The sequence below is a fragment of the Nocardia sp. NPDC049935 genome, assembly GCF_055586645.1.
Window position 1 is genome coordinate 682,331 of sequence record NZ_JBVJHV010000002.1, and the last position, 18,702, is coordinate 701,032.

19 protein-coding genes are annotated in these 18,702 nt (G+C 68.4%); 13 read left to right on the top strand and 6 right to left on the bottom strand.

Going from position 1 to position 18,702, the window contains the following annotated elements; translation table 11 throughout:
• Positions 1-23: 23 nt before the first annotated feature.
• The 3 genes from ACZ6SF_RS11465 to ACZ6SF_RS11475 all read right to left on the bottom strand — a co-directional run bounded on the left by ACZ6SF_RS11465 (position 24) and on the right by ACZ6SF_RS11475 (position 3,247).
• The gene (locus ACZ6SF_RS11465) at positions 24-2,285 is read right to left on the bottom strand and encodes an AAA family ATPase (protein WP_466061966.1); all 2,262 of its coding nucleotides are present in this window, start codon (positions 2,283-2,285) and stop codon (positions 24-26) included.
• Positions 2,286-2,500: 215 nt separating this feature from the next.
• Positions 2,501-2,971: a hypothetical protein gene (locus tag ACZ6SF_RS11470; RefSeq protein WP_466061967.1), complete on the bottom strand. Its 471-nt coding sequence runs from the start codon at positions 2,969-2,971 to the stop codon at positions 2,501-2,503.
• Positions 2,972-3,079: 108 nt separating this feature from the next.
• Positions 3,080-3,247, bottom strand: coding sequence for a hypothetical protein (locus ACZ6SF_RS11475; RefSeq protein WP_466061968.1), 168 nt, complete (start codon positions 3,245-3,247; stop codon positions 3,080-3,082).
• A 180-nt stretch (positions 3,248-3,427) separates the two neighbouring features.
• On the opposite strand from ACZ6SF_RS11475, the gene ACZ6SF_RS11480 reads away from it, so the two are divergent.
• Entirely contained in the window at positions 3,428-3,892 is a 465-nt protein-coding gene (locus ACZ6SF_RS11480; RefSeq protein ID WP_466061969.1) for an SRPBCC family protein, read from the top strand.
• Here ACZ6SF_RS11480 and ACZ6SF_RS11485 read toward each other — a convergent pair.
• Positions 3,867-4,913, bottom strand: a complete 1,047-nt coding sequence (locus tag ACZ6SF_RS11485; RefSeq protein ID WP_466061970.1) for a beta-ketoacyl-ACP synthase III — start codon at positions 4,911-4,913, stop codon at positions 3,867-3,869. The two genes, ACZ6SF_RS11480 and ACZ6SF_RS11485, sit on opposite strands and share 26 nt — an antisense overlap.
• Before the next feature lie 279 nt (positions 4,914-5,192).
• On the opposite strand from ACZ6SF_RS11485, the gene ACZ6SF_RS11490 reads away from it, so the two are divergent.
• The 9 genes from ACZ6SF_RS11490 (at position 5,193) to ACZ6SF_RS11530 (ending at position 13,309) form a co-directional block, all read left to right on the top strand.
• The gene (locus ACZ6SF_RS11490) at positions 5,193-5,453 is read left to right on the top strand and encodes a GlsB/YeaQ/YmgE family stress response membrane protein (RefSeq protein WP_466061971.1); all 261 of its coding nucleotides are present in this window, start codon (positions 5,193-5,195) and stop codon (positions 5,451-5,453) included.
• 142 nt (positions 5,454-5,595) lie between these two features.
• Entirely contained in the window at positions 5,596-6,321 is a 726-nt protein-coding gene (locus tag ACZ6SF_RS11495; protein ID WP_466061972.1) for a phosphatidylserine decarboxylase, read from the top strand.
• A complete protein-coding gene (locus tag ACZ6SF_RS11500; protein ID WP_466061973.1) occupies positions 6,321-7,229 on the top strand; it encodes a CDP-alcohol phosphatidyltransferase family protein in 909 nt (302 codons plus the stop codon). Before ACZ6SF_RS11495 ends, ACZ6SF_RS11500 begins: the two co-directional genes overlap by 1 nt.
• Positions 7,230-7,289: 60 nt before the next feature.
• On the top strand, positions 7,290-8,057 hold the full coding sequence (locus tag ACZ6SF_RS11505; protein WP_466061974.1) for a Clp protease N-terminal domain-containing protein: 768 nt from the start codon (positions 7,290-7,292) through the stop codon (positions 8,055-8,057).
• A gap of 159 nt (positions 8,058-8,216) precedes the next feature.
• The gene (locus ACZ6SF_RS11510) at positions 8,217-8,510 is read left to right on the top strand and encodes a DUF222 domain-containing protein (protein ID WP_030524663.1); all 294 of its coding nucleotides are present in this window, start codon (positions 8,217-8,219) and stop codon (positions 8,508-8,510) included.
• Positions 8,511-8,736: 226 nt separating this feature from the next.
• Complete coding sequence (gene groL / locus ACZ6SF_RS11515; protein ID WP_466061975.1) at positions 8,737-10,362, top strand: chaperonin GroEL; 1,626 nt, start codon at positions 8,737-8,739, stop codon at positions 10,360-10,362.
• Between the two features lie 141 nt (positions 10,363-10,503).
• Positions 10,504-10,722: a type II toxin-antitoxin system VapB family antitoxin gene (locus ACZ6SF_RS11520; protein ID WP_466061976.1), complete on the top strand. Its 219-nt coding sequence runs from the start codon at positions 10,504-10,506 to the stop codon at positions 10,720-10,722.
• Positions 10,719-11,135, top strand: a complete 417-nt coding sequence (locus ACZ6SF_RS11525; RefSeq protein ID WP_466061977.1) for a PIN domain-containing protein — start codon at positions 10,719-10,721, stop codon at positions 11,133-11,135. The genes ACZ6SF_RS11520 and ACZ6SF_RS11525 overlap by 4 nt, the downstream gene beginning before the upstream one ends.
• A 98-nt stretch (positions 11,136-11,233) precedes the next feature.
• Positions 11,234-13,309 (top strand): prolyl oligopeptidase family serine peptidase, encoded by a 2,076-nt coding sequence (locus ACZ6SF_RS11530; RefSeq protein ID WP_466061979.1) that lies wholly within the window; start codon positions 11,234-11,236, stop codon positions 13,307-13,309.
• Positions 13,310-13,321: 12 nt separating this feature from the next.
• Here ACZ6SF_RS11530 and ACZ6SF_RS11535 read toward each other — a convergent pair whose 3' ends face one another.
• Together ACZ6SF_RS11535 and ACZ6SF_RS11540 are read right to left on the bottom strand one after the other, a co-directional pair.
• Positions 13,322-14,182, bottom strand: coding sequence for an alpha/beta hydrolase family protein (locus tag ACZ6SF_RS11535; RefSeq protein ID WP_466061980.1), 861 nt, complete (start codon positions 14,180-14,182; stop codon positions 13,322-13,324).
• A gap of 35 nt (positions 14,183-14,217) precedes the next feature.
• The gene (locus ACZ6SF_RS11540; protein WP_449999933.1) at positions 14,218-14,850 is read right to left on the bottom strand and encodes a TetR/AcrR family transcriptional regulator; all 633 of its coding nucleotides are present in this window, start codon (positions 14,848-14,850) and stop codon (positions 14,218-14,220) included.
• A gap of 244 nt (positions 14,851-15,094) precedes the next feature.
• Here ACZ6SF_RS11540 and ACZ6SF_RS11545 point away from each other — a divergent pair, with 244 nt between their 5' ends.
• From ACZ6SF_RS11545 to lpdA, 3 genes are all read left to right on the top strand, one after another.
• Positions 15,095-15,781 (top strand): ZIP family metal transporter, encoded by a 687-nt coding sequence (locus tag ACZ6SF_RS11545; protein ID WP_466061981.1) that lies wholly within the window; start codon positions 15,095-15,097, stop codon positions 15,779-15,781.
• Positions 15,782-15,843: 62 nt separating this feature from the next.
• Positions 15,844-17,223, top strand: coding sequence for an MFS transporter (locus ACZ6SF_RS11550; protein ID WP_466061982.1), 1,380 nt, complete (start codon positions 15,844-15,846; stop codon positions 17,221-17,223).
• A complete protein-coding gene (gene lpdA, locus ACZ6SF_RS11555) occupies positions 17,220-18,623 on the top strand; it encodes a dihydrolipoyl dehydrogenase (protein WP_466061983.1) in 1,404 nt (467 codons plus the stop codon). The genes ACZ6SF_RS11550 and lpdA overlap by 4 nt, the downstream gene beginning before the upstream one ends.
• Positions 18,624-18,702 lie beyond the last annotated feature (79 nt).

Sequence of the window (18,702 nt, forward strand, 5' to 3'; positions counted from 1 at the left end):
ACATATCGGACGGACGCCCGGACTCAGTGACGGGCGTCGGCGTACCGGCGCAATGCTTCGACCTGCTCGGGGTCCAGTGAGGGCCGCACCGTCCGGCGCGCGGCGGCGAGGTCCTCGGCAGTGACATCGGCTGCCATCACATCCCGCCGCATCGCCGCCAGCGCGGCCTCACGCAACAGCGCCGCACAGTCGGCCGCCGAGAAACCCTCCAGATCCGCGGCCAGCCGCGCGAGGTCCACCGATTCCGCCAGCGGCACCGAACGGCCGGCCGTCCGCAGAATCGCGTGCCGGGCCTCGGCGTCGGGCGGCGGTACGAAAACCAGACGCTCCAGCCGGCCCGGGCGCAGGAGCGCCGGATCGATCAACTCCGGCCGGTTGGTCGCGCCCAGCACCACCACATCGCGCAACGGCTCCACGCCGTCCAGTTCGGTGAGCAGTGCCGCGACCACCCGGTCGCCGACCCCGGAATCCGAACTCTGCCCCCGTCGCGGCGCCAATGCGTCCACCTCGTCCAGGAAGATCAGCGACGGCGCCGAATCCCGCGCCCGCTGGAACAGTTCCCGCACGGCGCGCTCGGAGGAACCCACCCATTTGTCCATCAATTCCGCGCCCTTGACCGCGTGCACACTGAGCTGCCCGCTCCCCGCCAGCGCCCGGACCAGGTAGGTCTTCCCGCATCCGGGCGGTCCGTAGAGCAGCACCCCGCGCGGCGGGTCGATACCCAGCCGGGCGAAGGAATCGGGATGGCGCAGCGGCCACAGCACCGTCTCGGTGAGCGCCTGTTTGGTCTCGGCCATATCGCCCACATCGTCGAGCCCGAGACTGCCGATCGCCAGTTCCTCGCTGCCCGAACGCGACAGCGGCCGGATCACCTCGAGCGCCCCGGCGAGATCCTCGTGTTCGAGCCGCGGTTCGCTGTCCTCGCGACTGGCCCGCGCCGCCGCGCGCAACGCCGCCTCCCGGCACAGCGCGGCGAGATCGGCCACCACGAACCCCTGTGCGGCCGCCGCCACCTCGTCCAGGCGCAGTTCCCCGGTGGGGACCTTGCGCAGCAACTGTTCCAGCAGATTGCGGCGCACCACGGCGGTGGGCAGTGTCAGCGCGAGTTCGCGATCGCAGAGATCCGGAGTCCGCAGCCGCGGATCGACCCCGGCCGGGTTCGAGGTGGTCGCCAGCAGCGCCACGCACGGCGCGGCCACCGCCGCCCGCAACTGGTCCAGGATCAGTGTCGCCACCGGCTCGGCCGGTTCGGGCAGCAGCGCGTCGATATCGGTGACCAGCAGAATCGCGCCCTGCCCCGAACTCGCCGCCGCCACCGCCGCCGCAACCTCACGCAACCGCGCCCCGCTCTCCGCGGCGCCCACCGAGGGTCCGTCGAGCTGCACGACCCGCCGCGGCGCCGCCACCGCCCGCGCCAGCGTGGCCTTGCCCACGCCCGCGGGCCCGGTGATCAGCACGCCCAGCCGCGGGGTGGCGCCCAGCGCTTTCAGCAACTCCGGTTCGTCCAACGCCAGACTCAGCCATTCGGCCAGTTTCGCGGCCTGCGGCCGGGCCCCGGCCAGCTCCTCCACCCCGATCTCCGTCGCGGGTGCGCTCGCCACCGGTACGTTGCCCGGCAGATCGCCGGTGGTCACGGTGTCGAGATGACTGGGGATCAGCGACGGCCGCGCACCGCCGTCACCGTTCACCCGGACCGCCGGAGCCTCTCCGGCCGCCGGGGCGCCGGTCGCTCCCGCGGTCCATTCGACCGCCGAATTCGGCTGCACACTCACCGGCCCGCCCGCCGGTTCGGTCGCGACAACTGTGAGCAACTCCGAGGTCCAGGCGATACCGAAAGCCCGCGACAGCGCCTGGCTGGCCGCCGACGACGGAATATCGGGCCCCAGATCCCGTGGCAGCAGCGACACCGTGTCCCCGACGGTCACCACCTTGCCGAGCAGCGCCTGGCGCAGCGTGGCGGCCGGAATCGACTGGGTGGCATGCCGTGATCCGCTCACCGAGATATGCCGGGCCCCGTGCACCACCGCCGGCGACACCACCACGGTCGCGTTCTCCCGCAACCCCGCGTTCGACAGCGTCACATCGTCGAGCAGCGCGGCTCCCGCCGGAGTCCCCGCGGGAGCCCGCCCCGCCACCGCCGCCGTCCGCCGCGACCCCACCAGCGTGATCCCATCCCACTCCCGCAACCCGAGCGCGGTCAGCACCTCGGGGTGCAAGCGGATCACCCCCCGGCGCGCATCGGCGGCGGAAGAATTCAGTCGCACCGTCAAACCCAACTCAGCCACAGCGTCAATTCTGCGCGCCTTCGGCGCGCGGGGTTGCGGGCCCCTTGTGTCCCGTGTTTCAGCGCCCGAGACTCGTGGCTTCGCCACATGCGCTTCGGGCACTGAAACACGGGACGGCCCGCAACCCTCGGAGGGCCTCGCTGAACTCGGCGCTCGGAGTCGGAGGTGGGGGTTGTGGCGAGCGTCCGGGTATAGGGGGCGGACCGCTGGTTGTGCTATCCGTTGATGACGATTCCCGCCACCACGGCGACCTTCTGGTCGGCGAGTTTGCCGGCGTTGCAGACCAGTTTCGCCGTGCCCAGGGCCGCGTTGGGGTTGCCGACGAAGGTGCTGTCGGGGTTCTCGCCGAGGATGCGGCCGATGAGCTGCTGCTGGTCCGGTTCGTCGAGGGACTTGAACTGGGCGCACGTCGTATCGGTGGCGCGGTCGGGGAGGGCGGTGGCGTCGCCGGGCTCGGCGGCCGGGGCCGAGGTGTCCTCGGCGGGCGCTTCGGCGGTGCCGGTGTCGTCGCCGGGGGCGGGGGTCTGTTCGGTCACGCCGGGGTCGCTGTCGGGGGTGGTCTGAGCTGTTGCCGTGTTCTTACGCAGACCGGCCGCGTCGGCCGATTCCTCGTCGGAGGAGCAACCCGACAGCACCAGCGCCGCGGCGGCGGCAGCGGTGACGACAACAGTTGAGATTCGCTTCATAACGCATGTCCCGGTGGTCAGCCACGCCGGAGCCTCCGGCGTGGCCAGCAGCGTACCGGGCGGCTCGCACCGGCCTCGCGGGTAGCCGGGTCGAGCCGGACCGCGGGGTCAGACTCGGTGTCGCAGCACCATATCGAGTTCGGTCGGGGTGAGCAGTCGTTCGAGGCGTTCGTCGACGCGGTCGCCGCCGGTGTCCTCGTCCGGTTCGATCGCGGGTAGCTGCGGCAGACTGCCGGTGCTCTGGCGGCGCAATAGCGAGCGAAGGTTCACGGCCATCACCTTACGTTAGCTGAGTGTTTGCTGGCATCGTGTCTTGCTGCGGTGCGGGTACCCGACCCGGCGGAGATCTCACGATCAATTCTGCTTCCCGATGGGCGTTATCGATACGCGGCGGGAGAAAACGTGACCGAGCCGTCGCCAATCGCTACCCTTCCTGATACTTGGAGTTTCATCTAAATGGAGGCAGCGTTGCCGAAGAACCTGGAAGTCAGTATCGAGATCGCCGCGCCCCCGGATCGGGTCTGGGCGGTGCTCTCCGATCCCGCCCGGATGCCGGAGTTCAGCCCCCAGTGCGTACGGATGATCCCGATCGGAAAACCGCGGGCCGGCACCCTGACGGTCAATCTCAACCGGGACGGCTGGAAGTTCTGGCCGACCACCTCCCGCATCCTGCGCTACGAAAAGGACAGCGCATTGGCGTTCCGGGTCAGCCAGAACCGCTCGGTATGGGTCTACACGCTCGAACCGACCGATACCGGGACCCGGCTGGTCGAACGGCGTGACGTTCCCAACGGCACCAGCTGGTTCTCCCGCACCATGATCGATGCCGCGCTCGGCGGCGAGACCGCCTTCGAGGAGAATCTGGTGCGCGGGATGAACGAATCGCTGGCGAAGATCAAGACAGCGGCCGAGGCGGGCTGAACGGCGGCAGGGTCACCACCTGGGCCGCGTAGGAGAGTCCGGCGCCGAACGCGATGAGCAGCGCGGTATCGCCGGGCTTGGAGCGCCCGGTCCGCAGCAGCGCCTCCATCGCGAGCGGAATCGAGGCTGCCGAAGTGTTGCCGGCCTCTTCGATATCGTCGGCCAGCGCGCAGTTCTCCGGCAGTTTCAGCACCCGCGCCATGATCTCGATGATCCGGCCGTTGGCCTGGTGCGGGATCATGGCGTCGAGGTCGTCGGTGGACAGGCCGGCGCGGTCCACCGCGTCGCGGCAGACCTTCTCCAGCGAATGCGCGGCCCAGCGGAACACCGCGGTGCCCTCCATGGCGAGGTAGGGGCGGACGGCGTCGGTGCCCTTCTCGTCGATTTCGGCGAAGAACTCCATCCAGTCCTTGTCCTGGCGGATGGCATGGTGCTGGGTGCCGTCGGAGCCCCAGACCGTCGGCCCGATCCCGGTCGCCTCGGCCGGTCCGACGACGACCGCGCCGGCGCCGTCGGCGAACAGGAACGCGGTACCGCGGTCGGCCGGGTTGATGGTGTCGGTGAGTTTTTCCACCCCGATCACCAGGACGTAGGACGAGGTGCCGCCGCGAACGAGGTCGGAGGCCATGGCCAGGCCGTGACAGAAGCCCGCGCAGCCGGCGGAGATATCGAAGGCGGCCGATCCGTTGGTGCCCAGCTCGGTGGCGATACGGGGACCGGCGGCGGGGGTGAGCAGCAGATGGGTCGAGGTGGCGACGATCACGCAGTCGACCTGGTCGGCGGCGATACCGGCGGAATCGAGGGCGCCGCGGGCGGCCGCGACGCTCATGGAGTGGATGGTCTCGGTCTCGTCGGCGAATCGGCGGGTCCGGATACCCGAACGGGTGCGGATCCACTCGTCGCTGGAATCGATCGGTCCGGCCACTTCGTCATTGGTGACGACGCGAGCCGGGCGATAGACGCCCAGCCCCAGGATCGCGGTGTACTGCGCCCCGGTCGTCTGGGCGAGCTCAGTAGCCATGCTGCTTCTCCTATGTACCTGCGGCGGCGGCGCCGCGAGGGTGGGCCCGGAATCCGATCGGTATTCCGCGCCGGGGGCTGTGTGTTCCTCGCCGGGGGCTGTGGCTGACGGCCACCGGCATCCGAAGACATGAGGCACCCTCATATTAGCTCGCGGTTCGCGTGGCGGCAGCCCCAAATTCGAGATCGGCTCGCGGTTATCCCGACCCGCTCCGGGTATCGCCCGGGTACACGTTCGCCACCGCGACGTGTACCCGAGGAGAGAAGCGAGGGACAAGTCATGCTCGGTCTCGGCATCATCGGCTGGATCATCATCGGCGGTATCGCCGGATGGCTGGCCAGCAAGTTCATGAAAACCGATGCGCAGCAGGGCATTCTGCTCAACATCGTGGTGGGCGTGGTCGGCGGCCTGCTCGGCGGCTTCCTGCTCGGGTTGTTCGGCGTGGACGTCGAGGGTGGCGGCCTGTGGTTCAGCTTCTTCACCTGCCTGGCGGGCGCGGTCATCCTGTTGTTCCTGGTGAAGGCAGTCGTGCGGCGGTAGCCGCCGGTGCGAACCCGGCCCCGTCGGCCCAGTTCGGCGTAAGGTGTGAACGCTTGCGCCGGACGGGTCCGGCGGGGACGCCGTGTGGTGTCCGGCCGTGACCCGGTCCGGGTGGATCGAACCGAGTACGAAAGAGGAATCAGTGGCACGCCGTCCCACCCCGCCGGGCACTCCGGAACGTTCCGGTCCGGCTCATCTGGCCGATCTGGTGCGTAACGCGATCCCGCCGATGCACCCGGCCGGACTGCCGTTCGTGGCCGCGCCGCTGGCCGTCGCGGTACTCGGGCGCCGGCGTCGCTGGATCCGCCGCGGCGGGCTCGCCGCCGCGCTGGCGAGCGCGACCTTCTTCCGGCACCCGCACCGGGTGCCGCCGAACCGGCCCGGAGTGGTCGTGGCGCCCGCCGACGGCGAAATCGCGCTGGTCGACACCGCGGCGCCGCCCGCCGAGCTGGGACTCGGTGACAGCCCGCTGCCGCGGGTGAGCATCTTCCTGTCCGTCCTGGACGTCCATGTACAGCGCACGCCGGTGTCCGGTGTGGTGCGCGATGTGCAGTACCGGCGGGGGCAGTTCAAATCCGCCGATCTGCCCGAGGCCAGCGATGCCAACGAGCGCAGCAGCATGCTGCTCGACACCGACAGCGGCGAGCAGGTGGTGGTGGTGCAGATCGCCGGTCTGCTCGCCCGCCGGATCGTCTGTGACGCGGCTCCCGGCGACCGGGTCACCATCGGCGACACCTACGGCCTGATCCGTTTCGGCTCCCGGGTGGACACCTATTTCCCCGTGGGTACCCGGCCGCTGGTGAACGTCGGGCAGCGCACGATCGGAGGGGAGACGGTCCTGGCGGTCCTGCCGTCGGCCGATACGTGATGGAGCAGGTCATCGAAGGCAGGCGGCGCCGATCCATCCGGCTGCTGCCCAGTATCGTCACGATCCTGGCCCTGTGCTCGGGATTGTCCGCGGTGAAATTCGGCCTGGAAGGCGAGCTGAAGATCGCGCTCGCCATGATCGGCGCCGCCGCGGTACTCGACACCCTCGACGGCCGCCTGGCCCGGCTGCTGTCGGCCACCACCAAGATCGGCGCGGAGCTGGATTCGCTCTCCGACGCCATCTCCTTCGGAGTGGCGCCCGCCCTGGTGCTCTATGTGGTGCTGTTCGACGGGGAGAGCAGCGGTTCGGGCTGGATCATCGCGCTGCTGTTCGCGGTGAGCGTCGTGCTGCGACTGGCCCGGTTCAACACCTTGATGGACGACGACACCCGCCCGGATTGGGCGCGGGAGTACTTCGTCGGGGTTCCGGCTCCGGCGGGCGCGCTCATCGCCATGGCACCGATCGCGGTGCTCGTCCAGTTCGGCGACGGCTGGTGGACGAGTTTCCCGGTGGTCGCCGCCTGGACGGTGTTCGCGGCCGCGCTGTGTGTCAGCACCATTCCGACCCTGGCGCTGAAATCGGTCTCGGTGGCGCCGCAGGCCGCCGCCGGACTGCTGGTCCTGGTCGCGCTGGCGGGCGCGGCCCTGATCACCTATCCGATCGTGCTGCTGCTGGTGCTCATCGTGCTCTACCTGGGCCATATTCCCTTCGCCTGGTATTCGCAGCGCTGGGTCGCGGCGCGGCCGGAGACCTGGCAGTACAAACCGGCGGAACGGCGGGCGCAGCGGCGCGCCGACCGCCGGATGCCGGTGCTGCGCCGTCCGGAACTCCGGCGTCCGGAGATCCGCAGGCCGCAATTGCGGGGCGATTCGCGGTTGCGGCTGCGCCGTCCGGGCGGGCGGAGCTGATCCCGAGGAATCGTCAACTGTCGGTTGACGCTCGGTCATGCGTCAACCTATAGTTGACGCATGACTTCCTCAGTACGGCTGGACGACCTCATCGAGGTCATCAAGAAAGCCCGGCCCGACAATGCCCTGGAACAGCTCTCCGACGCGGTGGTCACCGCCGGCCACCTCGGTGAACTGGCCGATCATCTGATCGGCCACTTCGTCGATCAGGCCCGCCGCTCCGGCGCCTCCTGGACCGAGATCGGCGCCAGTATGGGCGTCAGCAAACAGGCGGCCCAGAAGCGCTTCGTCGCCAAAGCGCCGGGGGACCCCTCCGACCAGATGGACCCCAACGCCGGTTTCGCGAAGTTCACCGCGCGGGCCCGGGCCATGGTGGTCGCCGCGCAGGAGGCGGCCACCGTCGCCGGCGGTTCGCAGATCACGCTCGCCCATCTGGTGCTGGGCCTGCTCAGCCAGGCCGACGGGCTGGCCGGTCAGCTGATGGTCGAACAGGGGATTTCCCTGGCCGACCTGGGTGCGACCGCTGTCGCCGCCTCCGGCGCCGAACCCGGCGCGGCGATCTCGCCGCAGGAGCTCGGGGCCGCCGTGAGGTCCGGCAAGATGAGCGGGCTCGTGCCCTTCGACGCCGAATCCAAGAAGGCGCTGGAGCTCACCTTCCGGGAGGCGCTGCGGCTCGGCCACAACTACATCGGCACCGAACATGTTCTGCTGGCCATTCTGGAACAGGAGAACGGATCGGGGATCCTCTCCGGCGCCGGGCTGCGCAAGGATGCCCTGGAAACCCGCCTGACCGAGGTTCTCCAGCAGATCGTTGCCGATCAGAAATAGGCCGTGAGCGGCGCGGAGGCACCCGGGACTCCGAACCGCGAGCGGTTGCCGCCCGACCGGCCGGCCGTCGGCCCGCGAAACCGCCGAGGGGTACAGGGCGGCGCCCGCGAACGTCGCGGGGGTACCCGGACGGGCCACTGATCCCGGTAATCTATAGCAATGGCGGATGAAACGGACTCCGACCTGGTGGCCGGTGAGCACCGGGACGATCTGCTGCGCGCGCTGACCTACGTGTCCACCGAATCCCTGTCCGACGGGAGTTATGTGGTCAACGGCGATCTGCCGCCGGAGGTCGCGCCGCCGTTCATCCGCGCGATCATGCGGGTCGAAGCCGAGCTGTTACTGCACGATGCCGAATTCGTCACGATCGACGAGGGGGAGCCCCGCACCCCCGAGGAGCGCCGGGCGGACGCCTTCCTGGCCCTCGCCCTCCGCGTAACCGACAGCCTGTAATTTCGGCGCTGCCCCTACCGACCTTGCACTCGTTACCGGCGAGTGCTAAAAATGGCTTTGGCACTCCCCACCGGTGAGTGCCAGGTCGGGACGGTGAGATCGGGTACCACGACACCCCTGGTCGTCCGTCGCGGGCACCGAGCCTGGCCACAAGCGTAGCTAGAGGGTGGCCCGACAATGCGGTCATCCTGTGTGTCAGCCTCATTACTTGGAGGATCTCACCGCAATGGCCAAGACAATTGCGTACGACGAAGAGGCCCGTCGCGGTCTCGAGCGGGGCCTGAACAGCCTCGCCGACGCGGTCAAGGTGACGCTGGGGCCGAAGGGCCGCAACGTCGTGCTCGAGAAGAAGTGGGGCGCCCCCACGATCACCAACGATGGTGTGTCCATCGCCAAGGAGATCGAGCTCGAGGACCCGTACGAGAAGATCGGCGCCGAGCTGGTCAAGGAAGTCGCCAAGAAGACCGACGACGTCGCGGGCGACGGCACCACCACCGCCACCGTGCTCGCTCAGGCGCTGGTGCGTGAGGGTCTGCGCAATGTCGCGGCCGGCGCGAACCCGCTGGGCCTGAAGCGCGGCATCGAGAAGGCCGTCGAGGCCGTCACCGCCAAGCTGCTCGACTCCGCCAAGGAGGTCGAGACCAAGGAGCAGATCGCCGCCACCGCCGGTATCTCCGCGGGCGACGCGTCCATCGGTGAGCTGATCGCCGAGGCCATGGACAAGGTCGGCAAAGAAGGCGTCATCACCGTCGAAGAGGCGCAGACCTTCGGTCTGTCGCTGGAGCTCACCGAGGGTATGCGCTTCGACAAGGGCTACATCTCGGGCTACTTCGTCACCGACCCCGAGCGTCAGGAAGCGGTCCTCGAGGATCCCTACCTGCTGCTGGTCGGCTCGAAGGTCTCCACCGTCAAGGACCTGCTGCCGCTGCTGGAGAAGGTCATCCAGGCCGGTAAGCCGCTGCTGATCATCGCCGAGGACGTCGAGGGCGAGGCCCTGTCGACCCTGGTCGTGAACAAGATCCGCGGCACCTTCAAGTCCGTCGCCGTCAAGGCTCCGGGCTTCGGTGACCGCCGCAAGGCCCAGCTCGCCGATATCGCCATCCTCACCGGTGGCGAGGTCATCAGCGAAGAGGTCGGCCTCTCCCTGGAGACCGCCGGCATCGAGCTGCTCGGCCAGGCGCGCAAGGTCGTCGTCACCAAGGACGAGACCACCATCGTCGAGGGCGCGGGCGACGCGGAGGCCATCCAGGGCCGCGTGGCGCAGATCCGCACCGAGATCGAGAACTCGGATTCGGACTACGACCGGGAGAAGCTGCAGGAGCGTCTGGCCAAGCTGGCCGGCGGTGTTGCGGTCATCAAGGCCGGCGCCGCGACCGAGGTCGAGCTCAAGGAGCGCAAGCACCGCATCGAAGATGCCGTGCGCAACGCGAAGGCCGCCGTCGAGGAGGGCATCGTCGCCGGTGGTGGCGTGGCCCTGCTGCAGTCGGCCCCCGCGCTGGAGGACCTGAAGCTCGAAGGTGACGAGGCCACCGGCGCCAACATCGTCAAGGTGGCGCTGTCGGCTCCGCTGAAGCAGATCGCCTTCAACGCCGGCCTCGAGCCCGGCGTGGTCGCGGAGAAGGTTTCCAACCTGCCCGCCGGCCAGGGCCTCAACGCCGCGACCAACGAGTACGAGGACCTGCTGGCCGCCGGCGTCGCCGACCCGGTCAAGGTCACCCGCTCGGCCCTGCAGAACGCGGCCTCCATCGCGGCCCTGTTCCTGACCACCGAGGCCGTTGTCGCCGATAAGCCGGAGAAGGCCTCGGCCGCCCCGGCCGATCCGACCGGCGGCATGGGCGGCATGGACTTCTGAGTCCCTGCCACCCGGCACCCCGTTCGAACCGGAGACCGGTCCACCACACGGTGGGCCGGTCTCCGGCATTTCGAGCGGTAGGCTGGGATGTCGTAGATATCTACGGTGGATTTCTCGGATACCCAGAGGAGACGGTGGGTCGTGAGTGTTTCCAAGACGCCGATCGAGATCGACGACGAGGCCCTGGCCATCGCCGCCGAGGTGCTCGGCACCAAGACCAAGAAGGATACGGTCAACGCCGCGCTCCGCGAAGTGGGCCAGCGACTGGTGCGGATGCGTGCGCTGGCCCGTCTCGGTGAGATGGCCGACGGCGGAGACTTCGACGAATACCTCGGCAACAAAGCGGCCTACCGGCGGTGACTCCTGCCATCTACCTCATCGATACCTCGGGTCTCTTCCGGATTCTCCAGGAGCCGCACCGGAAGGCATGGGCCGATCAGCTGGCCGCCGGAGTGATCGCTACCTGCCCGATAGTGGAGCTCGAATTCCTGTATTCCGCCAGATCGCTGGCCGACCGGCTGGAGAAGCAGCGGCTACTGCGTGACCTGTTCGGCTGGGTCCCGATGTCCGAGCATGCCTACCGTCGCGCCGAGGAGTCCCAGCAGTTGATGACCGAGCGGGGAATCCATCGTTCGGCGGGCCCGGTGGACCTCCTGATCGCGGCGACGGCGGAACTCGGCCGGCTCACAGTCCTCTGTGATGACAAGGACTTCGCGACGGTTGCCCGGGTGACCGGGCAGCAGGTCGCGTTTGTGACGGGCGTGGCAGGCTGATCGGCGCGGCGGCCGGACGAATGCCTCGTGCGCCGGGCCCGGCCCGCTGCCGATCACCTCGGTAGGGGGACCGGCGATCGGTGGGTGACAATGGTCGGATGAGTGGTGGCAGTCAGGACCGCGGAACCGATCCCTATCTGTGGCTGGAAGAGGTGACCGGCGAGCGGGCGCTCGACTTCGCGCGGGCCCGCAACGAGGTCGTGATGGAACGGTTCGCTGCCGAGGACCGCTTCGAGGTCCTGCGGCGGCGGATTCTGGACATGCTCGATACCGATGCCAAGATCGCGTTCCCGGGACGGCGCGGGGAATGGTTCTACAACTTCTGGCGGGACGCCGAACATCCGCGAGGACTGTGGCGCCGCACCACCTTCGCCGAGTACGTGAAACCCGAACCCGAATGGGATGTGCTCATCGACCTCGACGAGCTCGCCGCCGCCGAGGAGGAGAACTGGGTGTGGGGCGGTGCGGGAGTGTTGCGCCCGGCGCAGACCCGGGCCCTGATCAGTCTGTCCCGGGGCGGCGCCGACGCCAAGGTGGTGCGCGAATTCGATATGGTAACACGGGAATTCATCGCTCCGGAGCAGGGCGGCTATTATCTGCCGGAGGCGAAATCCCGGATCGGCTGGATCGATATCGACTCGGTGTATGTCGGCACGGACTTCGGTCCCGGATCGCTGACCGATTCCGGATACCCGCGGATCGCGAAACGGTGGCGGCGCGGTACCGCGCTCGAGAGCGCGGAAACGGTATTCGAAGGCGCGGCGACCGATGTCGCGGTATCCGCCGGTTACGACCGGACGCCGGGATACGAACGTCACTTCGTCGGGCAGGCGACGGATTTCTACAACGAAACGGTGTATCTGCTCGACGCGGAGGGTTCCCGTACCCGGCTGGAGACGCCGACGGATGCCGACGAGTCCTGGTACAAGGAATGGCTGACGATCCGGTTGAAATCGGAGTGGGAAACCGGTGGCCATACGTATGCCGCGGGTTCGCTGATCGCGACGAATTTCGCCGAATTCCTCTCCGGTGCACGCGAATTCGAGGTGCTTTTCGAACCCGACGCGCATACCTCGCTCCACGGTTACGGCTGGACCGAGAACCATTTGCTCCTGGTCACCCTCGAGGATGTGCAGACGAAACTGTATGTGCTCACTCCGGGTGAGCGGGGCTGGCATACCGAACCGCTGGCCGATACTCCGCGAATGGCGACCACCAGTTTCATGAACCTCGACCCGCTCGAGGCCGGCGACGACTTCATGCTGCTGACCAGTGGTTTCACCACTCCCACCACACTGCTGGCAGGTTCGGTGGGGTCGGCGGTGACCGAACTGAAGCAGGAACCGGCGGTTTTCGACGCCGCCGGTATCGACACCGAACAGTTCTTCGCCCGTTCCGACGACGGGACCATGATCCCGTATTTCGTGCTCCGCCACCGCGATCATCGCGACCGTCCCGGGCCCACCGTCATGTCGGGGTACGGCGGATTCGAAGTGTCGCGGACCCCCGCGTACGGCGGGGCCTCGGGTATGGGCTGGCTCGAACAGGGCGGCACCTGGGTGATGACCAATATCCGGGGCGGTGGTGAATACGGACCCGATTGGCATACCTCGGTTCAGAAGGCGAACCGGTACAAGGTGTACGAGGATTTCTCGTCGATCGCGCGGGATCTGGTGGCGCGCGGAATAACCACGGCGTCACAGCTGGGTGCGGTGGGCGGCAGTAACGGCGGCCTCCTGATGGGTGTGATGCTCACCCGCTATCCGGAGTTGTTCGGCGCGATCGTCTGCCAGGTCCCGCTTCTGGATATGCGCCGGTATCACCTGCTGCTGGCCGGGGCGTCGTGGGTCGCGGAATACGGCGATCCCGATATCCCCGAGGAATGGGAATACATCAGCCGGTATTCGCCCTATCAGAAGGCCATGAGCGAGGGCGGTACCGCCACCTATCCGCCGATTCTGCTCACCACCTCCACCCGCGACGATCGCGTGCATCCCGGGCACGCCCGGAAGATGGCCGCGCTGCTCGAGGAGCAGGGGCACCGGATCTGGTACCACGAGAACATCGAGGGCGGGCACGGCGGCGCCGCCGACAACAAGCAGTCGGCGTTCCAGGCGGCCCTGATCTACGAGTTCTTCACCCAGACGCTGATCGAGGGCCGGACGGAGAAATGATCCGCGGCCCGGTCAGCGGTCGCGAATCCATTTCTCGATCCGGTCGACCACACTGTGCGGATCGGTGATCCAGCCGTTGTGGCCGAGCCGGCGCGGTTCGTGCCAGGTGGTGCTGTCGGCGGCCGGTAATTTGTCCAGCAGATGGCGGGCGGAGGCCCGCGGGGTCAATTCGTCGCCGGACATGGTGATCGACAGCACGGGCAGTTTCAGCCGGGAAATCCGTTCCTCGTAGTCGATATCGGCGCCGGCCGGGGTGAACCGGCCGGTGCGGGCCAGCCGGGCCCAATCCGAGATCAGCACCTTCGACTGCCGGCCGAACCCGTTGGGACCCAGCTTGTCACCGGGCCAGACGCCGGCCAGATTGGCGGTGAGCGAGACGGCGGCGGTGCCCAGGAGCAGGCCCGGTCCCAGCAGTCCGCGAAACCCCCGGTAGTACGGGGTTCCGGAGGCGACGAGGATCAATCCGGCCAGGCGGCCGCGGACCCGGGAGGCGTAGAGAACCGAGAGATGCCCGCCCATACTGTGCCCCATCAGATACGGGGTGCTGCCGGGGAACCGGGTCCGGACCGCCTCGAAGATCGCCGGGAAATCGACCGCGGCGAGTTCGTGGTAGCCGTAGCTGCTGGCGGCGGTGGCCTTCGGTGCGCTGTCCCCGTTGCCGCGCAATTCGCCGACCGCCACGTCCATTCCGCGCCGGGCGAGTTCGCGGGCGAAGTACAGGTAGTACTCGCCCGGAACTCCCAGCCCCGGTATCAGCACGACGACCGGTCGCGGCCTATCCGGTGTGACCGGATGCCGGTGCGGCCCTTCGGCCGGCAGCAGTCGCACCGGCACCGTGGCGCCGTCCGGCATCTGGATCGGAACGGTCTCCATCGGGCCAGGCTAGCCGCCGGCGCTCCGGGGGCGCGTCAGGCCCGGATGGCGCCGACGATGATCCGGCTCATCACCCGGATCACCTCGTCGAGCGGGCGCTGCGGTTCGGTTCCGCTCCATTCGTCCACGACATAGTTGACCGCGCCGATGATCGCCAGCATGCGCAGGTCGTAGTCGCCGGTCGGGATCTCGCCGTGCAGGGCGGCGTCCTCCGCGGCCTGGGCGAGAACCGCGCTCCAGGCGCGCCGCGATTCGGTACGCATCTTTTCGACTTTGCTCCCGGCCCCGACCACTTCGACGAGCACGACCCGAGCCCGCCGCATATCGGTACCGATGGATTGCACATAGGCGCGTATCGCGCTGTCGATCCGCTGGAGTGAACTCTGCTCGGTGCTGTGCTGCAGGGATCCGAGGACCGCGGCGCGCGATTCCCGATCGATCGTCGCGAACAGTTCGAGAAGTAAGGATTCACGTCCGGTGAACTCCTCGTAGAACTGTCGCGAGGAGAGCCCCGCGTCTTTGCAAATGGCGCCGACCGAGCTATTGGCATACCCGTCGCGGGCGAAAACCGTCAGGCCGGATTCGAGAAAACGCGCGCGCCGTTCGCGTTGCCGATCTTCTACGGGCTGGCCGGCATACCTTCGTCCCGAATTCGCTTCCTGTGACATCGCGCAGAACAATACCGAAAAGCCCGATCCCCTCGTCATCGATCGGGCCTTTCGTAGCACACCGGTAGCACGCTGCGTGTTTGCCGAAAGTTGGCTGCTCGCAACCTGGTCGCCGGAAAACTGCCAAATCGGACAATACCCGGGTCGCCACGAGTTCGCGGGATTTTAGAGGGAAATTCTAGAATAATTTCTTTCGGCCCTGCATGACCATTGCCATAACCCTCCAACCCATAGTGTTCACCCTATGGGAACGGCGCTCTTGTATGGGCTCGGTACGGCAATTCCATTGGTGATCGGCGCGGCCATAGGTTTGCGCACCACTCTGCCCAGGCCATTGCTCGCGTCGCTGATGGCATTCGGTGCCGGAACGATGATCGCCGCCGTCACCAACGAGCTGTTCGAACCCGCCTTCGTCCAGGCGGGTGCGGCGACGGCCGGAGCGGCGCTCTTCTCCGGTGCGGCCGTGTACGTGGTGGCCAACCACCTGCTGGAGCGACGGACCGGCGCGGGCGCCGTGGGCTGGGCGCTGATGCTGGGCACCGTCCTCGACGGCGTACCCGAGAACACCGCCCTCGGCGTATCCCTGGCGTCGGGCGGCGGGCTGGTACTGCTGGTCGCCATCGCCGCGGGCAATGTACCCGAGGCGATCGGCGGATCCGCGCTGCTGCACCGGCAGCACGATGTCTCCAACGGCAGGGCGTTCATGCTCTGGGTTCTCACCGCCGCGGCGTTGGTCGTGGTGACGGTCGGGGGCCACGCCCTCTCGGACCATCTGAGCGACAACTCGATCGGCGCCGTCCAGGCATTCGCGGGCGGCGCCACCATCGCGGTCCTCGCCGACTCACTCATGCCCGAGGCCTACAAGGAGGGCGGCTGGTGGGTCGGAATGGCGACGGCGGTGGGCTTTCTGGTCGCCTTCCTGCTGGGCTGACGCCGCCGCCCGCCGGAAAATGACTGTCGCCCGGCGGCCTTTCCGGACAGGATGCGGGGCGTATGAGATCAGTCGTGCCCCGGCCGGCGCCGCGGGAGAAACTACGCCCGTTGCGCGAACCGGCCTTTCGTGGAATCGGTTTCGGCGCGGTATGTTCGGCCGCCACGGACGGAATGATCCCGGTGGCCTTCGCCGTCTATTCCGTACAAACCTTCGGATCGGCCGCCGTGCTCACCTCGGTGCTGCTCGCGCTGTGGGCGGGCCGGCTGGTCTGCACCCCGCTCGCCGGGATCGCCGCCGCCCGGTGCGACCGGTTCGCGGTGATGATCGCCGCCGACGCGGCCCGCATCGTCGCACAGGGCGGGCTCGCGCTGGTTCTGGTCTGCTCCGATCGCGATCCGGCAGCGGCCCTGATCGCATCGGCGGCGGTGTTCGGGGCCGCGACCGCGTTCTACGGGCCCGCGCTGCACACGGTACTGCCGCGGATCGTGCCCGCGCGTGATCTGCCGACCGCCAACGCACTGCTCACGGCAGTCGCCGACCTCGGCCTGCTGACCGGTCCGGCGCTGGCGGTGGTGCTGATGGAGACGACCGGCTTCCTCTGGATCCTGGTGCTGGACGCGGTGACGTTCGCGCTGAATCTCGCCGCCCTGGGGTACGCCCGCGGCCGTGCTCGCCCGCCGGCACGGGTGACCGTTGCTCCCGGGGACACCCCGCCCGATGCCGGGGCCGGTGCGGCCGTGGACATCGCCCCTCCGTCCGCATCCCCGGGCGCCGGGCGTTCACCGCGCGGGGATTCGCTGCGTGCGACGCTCGCCGGGGCGCCGTGGCTCGGGTGGTCGGTCGTGCTGTGGTTCGGCGTCTCGTTCGCGATAGGCCTGGTCGCGGTGGCCGGGCCGGTGCTGACCGTCGAGCGCGGCGGCGGCGGTCTGTGGGCGGTGGTGGCGACCGGTATGGCGGTGGCCGGTCTGGCCGGGTCGGCGTCCGTGATGGCCGGACTGCGGCGGGTCGGCTGGAGGTTGGCCGTGGTGGTGATGTCGGTGGTCGTCCTCGTGGAGCTGGCGGTCGTCACCGGTTACGCGTACGGGGTCGTGGGGGCGGTGCCGCTGTGCGCGGGGATCATGGCGGCCGGGTTCGCGATCGCCGTCGCCGGGATCGTCTGGCAGGCGCTGATCCAGGCGATACTGCCCACCGCGGCATTGGGCCGGTTCAGTTCTCTCGAGGGTTTCGCCGACGCCTCGGGCATTCCGGCGGGGATGGTCGTCGGGGGGCTGGTCCTGTCGACGACCGGGTTCGGGATCGCGGCCGCGGTCGTCGCCGTGGCGTTGGTCGCGTCGGCGGCGGCGGTCCGGGCGACCACGCCCGGACCCGGTGACGCTGTTCACGGGCGGGACGGGTGGGTGGGTCCCGCCACGCCCGGAGAGCTAGGCTCGACACCGTGACTTCCCACTACGATGTCGTCGTTCTCGGTGCTGGTCCCGGCGGTTACGTCGCCGCGATCCGCGCCGCTCAACTCGGCCTGCGAACAGCGATCGTCGAGCAGAAATACTGGGGTGGCGTATGCCTGAACGTGGGCTGCATCCCGTCCAAGGCGCTGCTGCGCAACGCGGAGCTGGCGCATATCTTCACCAAGGAGGCCAAAACCTTCGGTATCACCGGTGAGGCGTCGTTCGATTTCGGAGCGGCGTTCGACCGGAGCCGCAAGGTCGCGGACGGCCGGGTCAAGGGCGTCCACTTCCTGATGAAGAAGAACAAGATCACCGAGTACGACGGGAAGGGCACGTTCACCGGCCCGAACGCGCTCTCGGTGGAGCTGAGCAGTGGTGGCAGCGAGTCGATCACCTTCGACAACGCCATCATCGCCACCGGTACCAACACCAAACTGCTGCCGGGCACCTCCCTGAGCCAGAACGTGGTGACCTACGAGGAGCAGATCCTCACCCGCGACCTGCCCGGTTCGATCCTGATCGTCGGCGCCGGCGCCATCGGTATGGAGTTCGCCTACGTGCTGCGCAACTACGGCGTGGACGTACGGATCGTGGAGTTCCTGGACCGGGCCCTGCCGAACGAGGACGCCGACGTCTCCAAGGAGATCACCAAGGCGTACAAGAAGCTGGGCATCACCATCAGCACCGGTGCCGCGGTGCAGTCGATCGACGACGACGGCAGCAAGGTCACCGTCGCCATCAAGGACAACAAGTCCGGCCAGGTGGAGACGGTCACCGTCGACAAGGTGCTGCAGGCCGTCGGCTTCGCGCCCCGGGTCGAGGGCTTCGGCCTGGAGAACACCGGGGTCGCGCTCACCGACCGCGGCGCCATCGCCATCGACGACTACATGCGCACCAATGTGGGCCATATCTACGCCATCGGCGATGTCACCGCGAAACTGCAGCTCGCGCATGTCGCCGAAGCGCAGGGCGTGGTCGCGGCCGAGACCATCGCCGGTGCGGAGACGCTGGCCCTGGGTGACTACCGGATGATGCCGCGCGCCACCTTCTGCCAGCCGCAGGTCGCCAGCTTCGGGCTCACCGAACAGCAGGCGCGCGACGAGGGCTACGACGTGAAGGTCGCGACCTTCCCGCTCACCGCCAACGGTAAGGCGCACGGCCTGGGCGATGCCACCGGTTTCGTGAAGCTCATCTCCGACAACACCCACGGCGAGCTCATCGGCGGCCACCTCATCGGCCACGATGTCTCCGAACTGCTGCCGGAGCTCACCCTGGCGCAGAAGTGGGATCTCACGGTCAACGAGCTGACCCGCAATGTGCACACCCACCCGACGTTGAGCGAGGCGCTGCAGGAAGCCTTCCACGGCCTGGCCGGCCATATGATCAACTTCTGAGCGAATCCGCCGATCCGATCGGTGACTCCCGACTCCGCGCCGGTATCCGGCGCGGAGTCGGTCGTTTTCGACGGTTCCG